We start from the raw sequence: 14,628 nt of genomic DNA on the forward strand, positions 1-14,628 counted from the left end.
GTACTATTTTTTAATTTAGAAGAAAAGGTTTTAGTTTTTCTTCAGGAATAAAGATGGTTCTGTATGGCGGAATTTCAGATTCTAAAGCCCATAACAAAACACCTTTTTTATTGGTTAAAACGGTAATATGTCTTTTAGAACAACAAACCAAAAAGAGGTCTTTATTGATCATATAAGCACTTCCCATTCTGTCGTTGTATATATCTTTTGGTAATTTGATATGAAAATCAAGTTTTACATCATTGTTTTTTTCATCCACTTTTAGGGCAAAAACAGAAGATTGTTTGATGTCGACTCCATTATCAAAAAACAATAAACTGCCTTCTTGATCGATATGTGCGGCATGCGCTTGGGAGAAATTAGCATCTGGAGCCATTTTCATTGTGCCGCCTTTCCCTAATTTCCAGATTACTTTTCCTGTTTTAGAATTGATTTTCCAAATCTGACCATTGTTATAGAAAGAAATTAAAAAGTTTCCATCTGTATCGTAGCTCAAACTGTTGGCATGTGTCCAATCCTTTTTGGTTTTTAGTAAATCTTTATCTTTAAACGGATCTAAATCATCAAAAACACTCCATTTCCAAAGTTGTTTTCCTTTTTTATTTAAGATTATAATTCCGTCTCCGTTGATGGTATCTTGTTTTTTTCCTCCGATAGAAGTCAAATCGATTATTTTTTGCTCAACAGTTAAAGCGATAATTTCGTCTGCTGATTTTTTTATGATTTCATGATGAAGAACCTGTTTCAAATCGCCTTGCCCTTTTTTGATATGAGTTAAAGTATCGCCTTGAAGGTTAATTTCTAAAATCTCACTTCCATAACTTGTTGGTTCATCATTTGTTCCTAAAATAGAAAGAATCGTTTGGTCTTTTGTAAAATGAGTTACTTTAAATCCAGTTCCTTCAATAGTATGATACCATCTTAAGTTTCCTTTGTAATCAACAATATAAGCTGTTCCTGGAGTTTCTCTTTTCGCTAAAAGCATAAAGCCTTTTTTGAAATTTTCTGGCAGTAATTCTGGTTTTGGGCAATTGGCTTTGAATTGCTTTTGAAGCCATTCTGGAAGCTTTCTCGATTTGAAAGTATAAACTTTACTAGTTTGCTTATTGCCGCCTTGAACTGTAACTAATTGGAAACTATAATTGGTTTCTGGAATTATGTTGCAAAGTACCAATGAATGTTTTAAGCCAGAATTTGAAATAGGAGAGGTTATTTTATGTTCTATTCCTTTTTTGTCAGACCAATATTCTGCATATACCTGAGCTTGGTCATTCGTAGTAACATCGATCTGAATTTTCAATTCGTTGTTGCCATGAGTGCCAATATTGATATTGGAGATAATTTGGCTTTTAGAACAGCTAGCGAATGCCAGCAAGACTAAAATAAAACTTCCTTTTAATATTAATTTTTTGATCATCTGAAAAGCTTCTTTTGTGAAACAGAAAAGTACTTTTATTGTTATAAAAAATCAAGAATAGACAGACATTTAACTGTCTATTCTTGATTGGGTATTTTTTATTGTCTGTCGGCGTTGCTTAAATTTGGATTAAGGTCAACCTGACTTTGCGGATAAGTATAATATTTGTTTTGTGGCATTTTGATTAAAGCGGCTTCTCCAACTCTAAGGTGATATGCGTTTACCAAAACATCATATTTGTTCATTCTGATCAAATCTGCACGGCGTTTTCCTTCGTAGAAAAGTTCCCAGCCTCTTTCTTGCAAAATAGCATCTCTTAAACTAGTTTGCGTTTGGCCAGATAAAACTAAAAGCTTAGCGTGCGATCTTCCTTTGACCTTATTGATAAGATCAATTGCTTCCTGAGTTGGTCCACTGATTTCGTTTAAGGCTTCAGCTCTGCTCAATAAAACATCAGCATAACGAAGGATATTTACACTATGTCCATCATAATAAGTCGTAGTTTCATCATCGGCATATTTTTTTGTAGAAACGTCTTGCATATAGAATTCTCCAGCTGGTGGCTGAGCTCCCAATGAAGGTGCTTGTTTATGAAGAAGACCATCTGTACCCATAAATTCTGGGAAAAAGCATTGTTTTCTCTCATCTTCATCACCAAAAGTGTTGTAGAAATCCCAGTTTACGGTATAATATTGCCATCTGTTTTGAACAACAGGATGGTCAACTGGACCAAAGTGGTTTAATAACTCTGTTCCGTTTGTGTTGGCGTCACTTAAAGAAGAGAAGATGTTTTCGCTACACCATTTGTTACTTTCTTTAAACAAACCTAAGTAAGAAGGATAAAGTTGGTATTCGTTTAAATCCATTACTTTTTGGGTATAGGTAACTACTTTTTGCCAATCATGGCTTCTCAAGTATAATTTTGCTAATAATGTTAGGGCAGCACCTTTTGTAGCACGTCCTACATCATTTGTACCGTAAATATCATTGTTTTTGTAATTAACAGGAAGTACATCAGCAGCTTCAGTTAATTCTTTAATCATAAAAGCATCGATTTCTTCAACAGATGAAGGCGGAGTTTGATCTAAATACCCAGGGTTTCCTAAGTTTGCTTCTGTAATTAGAATTACAGGACCCCAAGAATCTGTCAAATCCATATAAGCCGAACATCTTAAGAATTTAGCTTCTGCAATAAATTGTGCTTTTTCTGCAGCTGTAATACCGCCCATTGGTGTAATGTTGAAAATCGCATTATTGGCATTGGCAATCAATTTATACATTGCATTCCAGTCTTCTCTTAAAAGACCATTTGCAGAGTTCCATGTTCCTAAAGATAACTGCCCTGGATCTCCTCCAAATTGACAGTGTCCTAAATCTGTAGCAATATCAGTAAGAGCAAAGTGTCTTGTAGCCCAATAGGAGAAGTTATCGCCTACAGAAGGGCCTTTTAATCTTCCATAAATGGAATTGATAGCCGCAATAGCATCCGATTTTGTCTGATACCCATTGGTATTAGTCAAACTGCTATATACCGTCGGATCCAAATCTTGGTTACAAGAAAACTGTGTCCCAGCGGCAAGTAAAAGTAATAAGATTGTATATTTTTTCATTTTAATCAATTTAATGTTACTGTAAAGCATTTTAGACTAGTGAATTGCTACTTTAATTCCAAGTATAAAAGTTCGTGAAGCTGGGAATGAGTTGAAATCGATTCCACCACCAATATTTTGTGCAGTAGGACTAGTTGTATGGCCATTTACTTCAGGGTCATTTCCAGAATAGTTCGTGATTGTCAATAAATTTTGTCCGATAGCATATAATCTGATGCTGTCAATAAATTTTACTGTTTTTAATGCACTTTCAGGGATTGTGTATCCGATAGAAACATTTTTTAGACGTAAGTAAGATGCTTCTTCAACAAATTTAGAATTCACATAACTTCCGTAAGTACTTTTGTAATAGCCATCTCTAGGAATATCTGTATTTTCGTTTTTTCCAGCAACCCAACGGTTTAGTGCATCTGTACTCGTAGAAGACTCACCAACCATTTTAGTCATATTGTAAACTGAATAGTCAAAAGCACCTTGGAAAAAGATATTCAGATCAAAATTTCTATATCTAAAATCGTTATTAAAACCAGCCACATAATGCGGAATAGAGTTTCCTAAATAGGTTCTGTCTTTTGCTGTAATTTTACCATCACCATCAACGTCTACATACTTAGGGTCTCCAGCAACAGATAATGGCTGAGGAGCATAAGTTTCTCCCGTTTTGATTACTCCTGCATATTTATAGCCATACAAAACTCCCATTTCTTTTCCTGGCTCCAATCTTGTAAATTCCTGACCAGAAACTGTTCCGCTTGGATTAGAAGTGTTCGAGCTAATGATTTTTACATTATCAGCTAGAGAAACCACTTCTTGTTTGTTATAAGCCAGATTTAAAGAAGTTGTCCAAGTAAATTTATCATTTCTAAAGTTTGTAGTGCTTATTCCTAGCTCAACACCTTGGTTGTCAATGACACCTGAGTTAACTCTTTGAGTGCCAAATCCCCACCATCCTCCAACAGGAACATTTAAAAGAGCATCTGTCGTTCTTTTTTTATAATAATCGAATGTAATAGATAGTTTATCATTAAATAATCCTAAATCTAAGCCAATATCGGTTTGAGCAGTTTGTTCCCATTTTAGATTTGGGTTAGCCAAGTTAGCTGGTTCTGTTCCTGCAACAAATTCATCTGGAGCAATTGTTACACCCCAAGAAGATAAGCGGCTCATGTAAGCATAATCCCCAATACCGTCACTACCTGTAATACCATAACTTGCTCTCAATTTAAGTTCAGAAATTGCTTTTACGTTTTGCATAAAAGATTCGTTAGATATTTTCCAAGCTACGGCTCCTGAAGGGAAAATACCAAACTTGTTGTTTGGACCAAAACGAGAAGAACCGTCTTTTCTAATAGTGAAAGTGGCTAAGTATTTATCGTTGAAAGCATAATTTAACCTTCCAAAATAAGAAGTCAATTTCGTTTCTGTTTTTTCCGTTTCAGGTTTTAAATAAACTGAAGCACCTTGCAGATTGTAATAAGTCAATAAGTCGCTAGAGAAACCTGTTCCAGCCGCTCTTACTCGCTCGTATGTATCTTTTTGGTTAGAAGTACCAATCATTGCAGTAATTGCATGTACTTCTTTGATATCAAATTTATAAGTTAAATATTGCTCTGTACTCCATCTGAAATACGTTACGTTTTCCTCTGAACCTGAACCTTTCAAAGCAGCTCCAGCTACTAAAGTACTTGGAGTATATTTTCCTTGAATGTTTTCCTGCCATTCAGCCCCAGCACCAAAATGATACGTCAAGCCTTTAATGATCTGATAATCCAAAAACATGTTTCCGTTTACCAATCTATTGATTGTATGATCTGTTGGTTCAAGTAAAAGTGCTAATGCATTGTCTTTTCCTTGAAATTTGTAATACGAACCATCTGCATTGTAAATCGGAATAGCTGGAGGAGCAGTCTGAATAGAGAACATTGGAGATAAAATGTTATCGCCAAAATCACTATTATTTCCTTCAGCAACAGCTCCATAAGCATTCATTCCCATGTTTAGCTTATCGTTGAATTTCTTTTCTGCACCCATTCTCACAGTATATCTTTCAAAATCTGTATTTACGATAGCTCCAGTTTGTTTTAAATAGTTTCCAGAAAGAAAGAATTTTGAAGTTTGATCGCTTCCGCTAAAAGTAAGCGTTCTATTAAGCACTTCTCCTGTACGAGTTGCAGCATCAAACCAGTTAGTGTTGGCAACAGGAAAGCTTGAAGGGAAAAGTGGTGGTCGTCCGTTTTCAGCATTAAGAGCATTCTGATAATCGGCATATTGCTGTCCAGTCATTAAAGAAGGCTCTTTTATGATATTTTGAAAACCATCAGAAATCTCAGCTTCAACATTCATTTTTCCAGCCTTTCCTTTTTTAGTAGTAATCAAAATTACTCCATTTCCTCCACGAGCACCATAGATTGCTGTAGAAGCGGCATCTTTAAGAATCTGAATATTTTCAATGTCATTTGGACTTATAGAAGCTCCAGTACTAGTAATGAATCCGTCAACTACATATAACGGAGCATTAGAAGTATTTATTGAGTTTCCTCCTCTAATTACAACCTGAGGGTTTGTTCCTGGCGCATAACTATTTTGCTGCACTTGTACTCCAGAAGCACGTCCTTGAAGAGCTTGTCCAACGTTTGCAACCGTTCCGCCTAAGTTTAAATTGTCTTTGCTAAGCGAACTTACAGAACCCGTAAGGTCTTTTTTCTTAGACTTTCCGTATCCAATCACCACCTCGTCTAGTTTTTGTCCTGCTTCTTTCATGACAATTTTTAGATGAGCACTTCCAATAGTTACTTCTTGATCTTCCATACCAATGTAAGTAATCACCAGTTTTGTAGCATTATCAGGAACTGTAATGGCAAAACTTCCATCTACATCAGTTTGTACGCCTTTTGTAGATCCTTTAACCACGACATTGGCACCAGGAAGAGGTAAGCCATTTTGATCTGTAACAGTACCTTTTATTGTTTTTTCAAAAAACAGCGCCGTTTTAGTTTTGTCTGAAATATTTATAGAAGAAGCTGCAGAAGCCTGAAATGTAAAAACTAATAACGAGAGAACTGTTATTCCGATTTCTTTGCGGGATAAATTGTTAAGCCGAAAATCTCTTGGCTTTTTTTGGGTTAATAATTTCATACTTTGAATTGGTTTTGGTTAATGTTTAATTGTTTTTTCTTTGTTTGTAGGTTTTAGATTTCTTTTTTGATCTGGAAATTCATTTTGTCTTTTTTGTTGTGTTTTCGATTGAACTGTTTTTTATACAAACTAGATGCTTCTTTTTTGCTCCTAAACACTGCTTGTTTAGTTTGTTTTTCTTCTTTTTTTAAGCTTAAAAATCACCCGAAATTTTGCATAATTAACTTAGTTTTAAGATTAATCTCTGACGAAACTAGAGATTATATTTTTATAAAACAAGAAAAAACACAAAAAATGTGCTCGAACACACAAAATTTATGTTCTCGAGCACATAAAATTATGCGAATCGTTTTTTTTGACTTAAATTGCTGTGATATTTTTAAAATAATTTGGAAAAAGCAGTGTGTGCGAAATTGATGGTTTTTTGAATTATAAATAAGGATTTATTAAAAACTTATGAATTTCGCAATCACTAAACTAAAAACGTAAAAATTAAACAGTCTTTTCTTATCTTAGAAAGGAGTGGAATTTTAGATTTAATTATGAATTTGATTTGTTTTTCTATTCAATTTTTGAACTATATTGGTCATGTTGAAAAAAGTCAAAGTAGGGAAATGAATTAATGGTCATTTTGACCTTTTTTGAAAATGAAAAATTAACAGATTTTAAGAAGAGGAATTTTGAAAGAATATCACGTACAGATAATAGAGAAAAATCAAAAGAATGAAACCTGGATTTTAGATTCTTTTTTTTGGGAAAAAGCAAATTGTCTAACCGATTTTACTTCTCCGTGGGATAATGATTCTGTTTTGAGAATTGAATTTCGTGCACTTTGGGATCAAGAAAATTTATATTTCAATTTTAAAGTTTTTGATACTGAAGTATATATTGATCGGAAAGATAATAGTGTAGATAGTATTTGTAATTCAGATCGGGTAGAGTTGTTTTTTAGAAGTAATGATAAGCTTAATCCGTATTACTGTCTTGAAATTGATCCTTCGACAAGATTGCTGGATTTTTATGCTCTCCCAAATAAAATTTTTGATTATGAATGGAAATGGCCTGAAAATCATATTAAATTGGAATCTTCTTCAGATGAAGTTTCTTTTACAGTTGCAGGAGTAATTAGTATTGCATCTTTAGAAAAATTAGATTTAATACATGATAATGTTATTGAAACAGGAGTTTACAGAGCGAAATTTTCGAAAGATGAAAATGGTAACTACGAGCCAACCTGGATTACATGGGTAGATCCAAAAACTGCAGAGCCAAATTTCCATATCGCTTCTTCTTTCGGAAAGTTTGTTTTGATGAAATAGTAGTTTGATAGAATATTCTCTCTCAAAGATTTAGCGGATCTTGCAGATAAAAAAAATCTTTTAATCTGCTAAATCTGCGAGAAACAAAAATCGCGTCTAAAAAAAATCAAGAAACATAAAAAGAAGCATTTTCTACATTGATGATATCAATAGGAAGTAAAATGGTTTCAGGAATATCTTTTCTGAATAAAAAGTGCTCTACTAAAGTGCTGACGCCTAAATAAGCCTGTCTCTTTTGGTTTTGATGGATTAAAAAATGAACCAATCCTTGATTTAAGAAGCTGACGTTTTTGTCAATTAAATCATAGCCAATCAAAGCGATTTTTTTGTCTGTTAAATTAAACAGTGTAGAAGCAATTTGATAAGCTTTTGAAGTGGTGATGAAAATACCGCTCAAATCTGGATTTTCGTTTATAAAAGCTGGCAGTTTAGTTTCTATATTGGAATATTTCAATTTTAATGTTGTGACAGAAAAATCAGGAAGGTTTTTTTCTTCAAAATAACTCCTAAAACCTCGTTCTTTTTCCTGCATGTGAACCGCGTTTTTAAGACTCTCGTCAATATGGATAATAGCGATTTGACCTTTCGGCAGAATTAAATTCATTAAACTCGCAGCAACACGGCCGCTTTTGTATAAATCCTGTCCAACAAAACTTTTTATAGAAGAAGATTCCACCTGGTTATTAAAAGTGTTTACCATAATTCCCAGTTCGTCATATTGTTTTATGATTTCTACAGTCTCTTTATGGAAAAGAGGTGCTAATAAAACCGCGTCTGGTGATTGGGTTATAATAGTTTCGTGAACTTTAAGGAAAGATTTTGTACTTTCTGGATTGAAATAATGTGTTTCAATGATAACATTATAAGCTTTATATTCTGTTATTGCATCTTGGATTCCGTTAACACATGGAAGCCAGTAAGGGTCAAATACAGGATCTGGAAGCAAAACGCAAATGCGGTACACTTTTGTACTTTTTAAATTTCGCGCAATTAAGTTGGGTTCGTAATCAATTACATTTAGAACTTCATTGATTTTTTCGAGCGCAGCAGGAGAGACTTTTCCTCTGTTGTGCAGCACGCGGTCTACAGTTCCTTTAGAAACTCCAGCCATTTGTGCTATATCCTTAATTGTGTACTTTTTATCCATATGAGCAAATATAAAAACTTTGAGTTAATAAACGAGATTTTTTTGTAAGAATTGCAAAATGTGCTCGAGAACATAAAAAAAGTGTGTTCGAGCACATTTTTTGTTTTTTTCTTGTTTTATAAAAATATAATCTATAGTTTCGTGAAATCAAAACCGAAAAACTAAAATAAAAATATAACCTAATAATGTTGTAATTTGTTGAATTGCAATATTTTAACACAATGTGTTTACGTGAAAAAAATTACCTCATTAGCTCCCGGCCGAACTTGTCTGTTTGGTGATCATCAGGATTATTTAGGGTTGCCTGTCATTGCCTGTGCGATAGATCGAAGCATTAAATTAATAGCAAAAGAAAATCAGACCGAAACATTTGTTCTGAATATGATTGATATTAATGAAATTCGGATCATCGATATACATGAGACTTTCGAAAAATTAGAATCTAGAGATTATTTTGCATCCTCATTGCGTGTCTTACGCAGATATGGTTGCAAACCAACTTCAGGTTACACAATTACAATTACTGGAGATATTCCGATTAATTCAGGAACATCGAGTTCATCGGCTTTGTTAATGGCTTGGATTCGTTTTCTTATAGAAGCTTTCGGAATTGATCATGAAGTTACGCCTGAGTTTCTCTCAAAATTAGGCTACGAGTCTGAAGTATTGGAGCATGGAGAACCTGGCGGAATGATGGATCATTTTAGTATTGGAGTTGGTAATATTGTTTACATCAATACTAAAAAACCTTTTTCTTTTGATGTTATAGGAACAGAGCTGAAAGGTTTAATTACTGGAGTCTCGGGTGTTCCAAAGGAAACTATCGGACTTCTTGGTGAGTTAAAAGGAAATGCTTTAATGGCGATTGATATTGTAAAGCAGAATTATCCGCAGTTTGATTTAAATGCTTCCGAAATTGAGGATTTGGATAAATACAGAAATTGTCTGCCAGATCGTCTAATTCCATTTTTTGAGGCTGCCATAAAGAATTATTACTTTACTAAAGAAGCTTTAAAAGAATTTCAAAAACCAGCTTTGGATCTAAAGAAGATTGGAGCTTTAATGAATGGCCATCATGAAGTTTTGCGTGATTTGTTGAAAATAACTGTTCCCAGAATTGATGCAATGGTCAATGCGGCATTGAAAGCGGGAGCATACGGAGCAAAAATTGTAGGCTCTGGCGGTGGTGGAAGCATTGTGGTAATTGCCGATCCTAAACATGAAGATACGGTTATAAAAGCGATTTTGCACGCAGGAGCTCAAGAAGCTTATGCGGTAAATGTTGATCCAGGAGTACGAATTATTGATAATATTGAAAATTAAAATAAAATGCACGACAGTTTAGTGATTTTAGCCGGCGGAGCTTCTTCTCGTATGAAAAAAGAAGCGGTTATAGATAATTTATCTCCAGAAGAAATTTCGCAGGCCAACGAAAGAAGTAAAGGTTTAATAGGTGTTGGCGCGAGCGGAAGACCTTTGTTGGATTATCTTTTATGGAATGCGAAAAAAGCAGGCTATAAAAACATCTATATTATAATAGGAGAACAAGGAGAATTATTTAAAGAGTTTTATGGAAGTAAAATGAAAGATAATGATTTTCATGGACTCAATATTTCATTTGCTGTTCAGTATATTCCTGAAGGAAGAGTAAAGCCTTTTGGAACTGCAGATGCTCTGTTTCAGGCTGTAGAGCAATATCCAGAGTTGAATTCGCAATTTTATTCGGTTTGCAATAGCGATAATTTGTATTCGGCTGAAGCATTGCGTGCTTTGAGAGAAACTGAAAGTCCAAATGCTTTTATTAGTTATGATCGTGATGCAATGGATTTTCCGTTAGAGCGTATTTCTCGTTTTGCAATTGTCAAATTAGATCAAAACAATCAGCTGTTGGATATTCTGGAAAAGCCTACAGAAGAAGATTTGGAACAATATAAAGATTCAGAAGGTAAGATTCGTGTTAGTATGAATGCTTTTAAGTTTAACGGAAAGACCTTATATATACATCTTAAAAATTGTCCTGTTCATCCGGAGCGTGACGAAAAGGAGCTTCCAACGGTTCTTTTGAACTCTGTTAAAGAAAATCCGCAAACTACTGTTGGAATTCCGTTTTCTGAGCACGTACCAGACTTAACAGCCAAAGAAGATATTGCCGAAGTAAAAACATATTTGGCAAAATATTATCCTGATTTAAATTGGAATAATAAAAATTAACAAAACTTTCATATCTAAATTAGAGAATAAGGAAATTTAATGTAGTACTTTTGTTTTGCAAAAAAAATGCAGATATTTGCATAAATTACGCAATCAATAATGTGAGAGTTGATTCTAATTTAGATTTTGAATTAAATAAATCTATAACTAAATCAACCAAAAATTATGACAAACATTCAAAGTACATTACAGGTAGAGAAAAAAAGTGCCATTGTTCCGATGGTAATTTTAACCTTATTGTTTTTTATTCTAGGATTTGTAACCTGGCTTAACGGGCCATTAATTCCGTTTTTTGAATTAGCTTGCGAATTAACTTCTTCGCAAGCCTATTTTGTGACTTTCGCATTTTATATTGCCTATTTTGTTATGGCAGTTCCTTCTTCGTATATCATTGAAAAAGTGGGATATAAAAACGGAATTTCCTTAGGATTATTGATTATCGCTGCAGGAGCTTTTATGTTTTATCCAGCAGCTTCAAGCCGTACATTTTTACTGTTTTTATTAGCCTTATTTATCATGGGAACTGGTTTGGCAGTTTTACAGACAGCTTCAAATCCGTATGTTGTTGTAATTGGCCCAAGAGAAAGTGCTGCTGCAAGAATCAGCGTTTTAGGAATTGCAAATAAACTGGCTGGTTTTGTAGCGCCGATTGTGCTTACTGTTTTGGTTTTGTCTAATATGCAAGACTTTACTGCAGATAAAATTGCCTTGATGGATGAAGCTGCAAAAACTAGCGCATTAAATTCTCTTGCATTACAATTACAAACACCGTATCTTTATATGGGGTTGATTATTACTGTTTTAGCTCTTATGGTGAAATTTTCTCCTCTGCCAGAAATTGATTTGGATGAAGAAGGGAATGTATCGAACTTAAGTATTTTTAAACAGATTAAAAATGCCTTTCAACACCCACAGCTTGTCTTAGGAGTAATCACTTTAATGCTGTATTTGTCTGCCGAAGTTTTGGCGGGAGATTCTATCGGAGCTTTCGGAAAACAGCTTGGAGTATACGGTGAAGGAGGAAATTTCTATCTTAAATTGACATCATTTACCATGTCAGCAATGGTTATTGGATACGTTCTTGGAATAGTCCTGATTCCTAAATATGTTTCGCAAGTCACTGCTTTAAAAGTGTCTGGAATGCTTGGTTTGGTGCTAGTTTTAGCGATTGTTTTGATCTCTCCGAAAATAATGATTGCATTGCCTGGAACTCCAAATATACCATTGGTAATATTTTTAGTAGCACTTTTAGGATTGGCAAATGCATTATGCTGGCCAGCAATCTGGCCAATGGCATTAGAGGATTTAGGAGGATATACAAAAATAGGAAGCGCTATTCTGATTATGGGAATTATAGGTGGAGCGGTTTTTCCACTTTTTTACGGAATGATCACTGAAAGCATTAATTCTGCAAATCTTGCAAAAAATATGCAAGGTGTTTCAAAAAGCGGTAATCAATTGGCATATCTAATGCTACTGCCTTCTTATGCAATGATTTTGTTTTATGCTGTTAAAGGGCATAAATACAGGAAATGGAATAGTTGAACAAAAAATAAAAATTAATATATCATGTTAAAAAGTAAAATCGACAAAGCAACAGGTTTCGAAAAACGATTCGAAAACATTAACACAGTTGTTTTTGAAAATTCAACAGATGCTTCAAAAGAGGTAGCGCAAGAAATTGCAGCTTTAATTAAAGAAAAACAAAAAGAAGGAAAACCATGTATTTTAGGTTTGGCAACTGGTTCTTCTCCAAAAGGTTTGTATGCGGAATTAGTGCGTCTTCATAAAGAAGAAGGTTTGAGTTTCAAAAACGTAATCAGTTTTAACTTGGATGAATATTATCCAATGGAACCAAATTCAATCAACAGTTATGTTCGTTTCATGAAAGAACTTTTGTTTGATCATGTCGATATTTTACCTGAAAATGCTCACGTTCCAGACGGACTTTTAACAAAAGAACAAATCGCAGATTATTGCCACGAATATGAAGCTAAAATTGAAGCTTTAGGCGGAATTGATCTTCAGATTCTTGGAATTGGAGGAAATGGACACATCGGATTTAATGAGTCTGGTTCGCTTCAAAACTCTAAAACTCGTTTGGTGGCTTTAGATCATATTACAAGAGTGGCTGCAAGTAAAGATTTCTTTGGTTTAAATAATACGCCAAGAACTGCGATTACGCTTGGTGTTAAAAAAATCATGGAAGCAAAAAGAGTGATCTTGTTAGCTTGGGGTGAAGGAAAAGCAAACATTGTAAAAAAATCTGTTGAAGATGAAGTTACAAACCGCGTTCCTGCTTCATTCTTGCAAGAACATAACAATGCGGTTTTTGTTTTAGATAAAGAAGCTTCTTCAAAATTAACGAGAATCAACAAGCCTTGGTTGGTTGAAAAAATCGTTTGGACAGATAAATTGACTCGTAAAGCAGTTTTAGGATTGGCATTAGATCTTAAAAAACCAATTTTAATGCTTACTGATGCAGATTATATCGAAAACGGTATGAGCGATTTGTTGGCAGATTCAGGTCCAGCTTACGATACTAACATTAAGATATTTAATAAATTACAAAATACAATTACAGGTTGGCCAGGTGGAAAACCAAATGCAGACGATACAAATCGTCCTGAAAGAGCAGAACCTGCTAAAAAACGTGTATTGATTTTCAGTCCGCATCCTGATGACGATATTATCAGTATGGGAGGAACTTTTATGCGTCTGCAAGAGCAAGGACATGAAGTGCACGTAGCGTACCAAACGTCTGGAAACATTGCGGTGGCAGATGATGAAGCATTGCGTTTTGCAAGATTCGTAATTGACTACAACGAGAAATTCGGAATCAAAAGCGAAGAAGCAGATAACATCTACAAAAAAGCAGAAGCATTTTTGCAGAACAAAAAGAACAGTGAAATTGATATTCCAGAAGTTCGTTACATTAAAGGTTTAATCAGAAAAGGAGAGGCGAGAGCTACAAGTTATTTTGTGGGGCTTCCAGATTCTCAGATTCACTTTATGGAATTGCCTTTCTATGAAACTGGAACAATCGAGAAAAAACCAATCGGACCAGAAGATATTCAGTTGACAGTTGATTTAATTGAAAAAATTAAACCGCATCAAATTTATGCGGCTGGAGATTTAGCAGATCCGCACGGAACGCACAAAGTTTGTTTAGATGCAATTTTTGAGGCGGTTAAAGTTTTAAAACCAAAAGAATTCATGAACGACTGCTGGTTATGGTTATACCGTGGAGCTTGGCAAGAGTGGGGAATTGACGAAGTTGAAATGGCTGTTCCAATGAGTCCAGATCAGGTTTTAGCAAAACGTCACGGAATCTTTAAACACCAGTCTCAAAAAGACGGAGTTGTTTTTCAAGGAACAGATGCAAGAGAGTTCTGGCAGAGAGCAGAAGATAGAAACCGCGAAACAGCTGAATTATACCACCAATTAGGTTTGGCAACTTATGCTGCAATGGAAGCTTTCGTGAGATGGCACTATTAAAAAGTGACAAAGGTTCAGAGGGACAAAGGGACAGAGGTTTCTAATCTGGGCTGAACTTTTTTCAAATAGTATTTTTGAAGCAGGAAGAGAGAATGAAATAATGTTCTTTTTTCTTGCTTCTTTTTTTAAAGATGCTAAGATACTGAGGTGCTAAGGTTCTAAGTTTTTTAATCTTTGATTTAATAATCTGTGAGAATCCTTTTAATCTGTGGCAAATAAATAATAGCTTTGCATATAATTGAAGCAAGAAGAAAGTATAAGTCTTTCCTCTTGCTTCTTTCTTCTTAAAAA

The 14,628-nt window shown here is 34.5% G+C and carries 9 protein-coding genes; 5 read left to right on the forward strand and 4 right to left on the reverse strand.

Annotated elements, in window-relative coordinates; genetic code table 11:
* Positions 1-10: 10 nt before the first annotated feature.
* From DMA14_RS06845 to DMA14_RS06855, 3 genes are all read right to left on the reverse strand, one after another.
* Complete coding sequence (locus tag DMA14_RS06845; protein WP_111424026.1) at positions 11-1,417, reverse strand: aryl-sulfate sulfotransferase; 1,407 nt, start codon at positions 1,415-1,417, stop codon at positions 11-13.
* 98 nt (positions 1,418-1,515) lie between these two features.
* The gene (locus tag DMA14_RS06850) at positions 1,516-3,027 is read right to left on the reverse strand and encodes a RagB/SusD family nutrient uptake outer membrane protein (RefSeq protein ID WP_111424309.1); all 1,512 of its coding nucleotides are present in this window, start codon (positions 3,025-3,027) and stop codon (positions 1,516-1,518) included.
* 36 nt (positions 3,028-3,063) lie between these two features.
* On the reverse strand, positions 3,064-6,162 hold the full coding sequence (locus tag DMA14_RS06855; protein ID WP_111424027.1) for a SusC/RagA family TonB-linked outer membrane protein: 3,099 nt from the start codon (positions 6,160-6,162) through the stop codon (positions 3,064-3,066).
* A gap of 680 nt (positions 6,163-6,842) precedes the next feature.
* On the opposite strand from DMA14_RS06855, the gene DMA14_RS06860 reads away from it, so the two are divergent.
* Entirely contained in the window at positions 6,843-7,481 is a 639-nt protein-coding gene (locus DMA14_RS06860; protein WP_111424028.1) for a carbohydrate-binding family 9-like protein, read from the forward strand.
* Between the two features lie 106 nt (positions 7,482-7,587).
* On the opposite strand, the gene DMA14_RS06865 is transcribed toward DMA14_RS06860, so the two are convergent.
* Positions 7,588-8,628, reverse strand: a complete 1,041-nt coding sequence (locus tag DMA14_RS06865) for a LacI family DNA-binding transcriptional regulator (protein ID WP_111424029.1) — start codon at positions 8,626-8,628, stop codon at positions 7,588-7,590.
* Between the two features lie 231 nt (positions 8,629-8,859).
* Here DMA14_RS06865 and DMA14_RS06870 point away from each other — a divergent pair, with 231 nt between their 5' ends.
* The 4 genes from DMA14_RS06870 to nagB all read left to right on the forward strand — a co-directional run bounded on the left by DMA14_RS06870 (position 8,860) and on the right by nagB (position 14,337).
* Entirely contained in the window at positions 8,860-9,951 is a 1,092-nt protein-coding gene (locus DMA14_RS06870) for a GHMP family kinase ATP-binding protein (RefSeq protein ID WP_111424030.1), read from the forward strand.
* A 6-nt stretch (positions 9,952-9,957) separates the two neighbouring features.
* Positions 9,958-10,839 carry a sugar phosphate nucleotidyltransferase gene (locus DMA14_RS06875; protein WP_111424031.1) on the forward strand — a complete coding sequence of 294 codons (882 nt, stop codon included), beginning with the start codon at positions 9,958-9,960 and terminating at the stop codon, positions 10,837-10,839.
* A gap of 165 nt (positions 10,840-11,004) precedes the next feature.
* On the forward strand, positions 11,005-12,384 hold the full coding sequence (locus DMA14_RS06880) for a sugar MFS transporter (protein WP_111424032.1): 1,380 nt from the start codon (positions 11,005-11,007) through the stop codon (positions 12,382-12,384).
* Between the two features lie 24 nt (positions 12,385-12,408).
* The gene (gene nagB, locus DMA14_RS06885) at positions 12,409-14,337 is read left to right on the forward strand and encodes a glucosamine-6-phosphate deaminase (protein ID WP_111424033.1); all 1,929 of its coding nucleotides are present in this window, start codon (positions 12,409-12,411) and stop codon (positions 14,335-14,337) included.
* The last annotated feature ends 291 nt before the right edge of the window (positions 14,338-14,628 follow it).

The sequence above is a fragment of the Flavobacterium sharifuzzamanii genome (genome assembly GCF_003254585.1).
Lineage (GTDB): Bacteria > Bacteroidota > Bacteroidia > Flavobacteriales > Flavobacteriaceae > Flavobacterium > Flavobacterium sharifuzzamanii.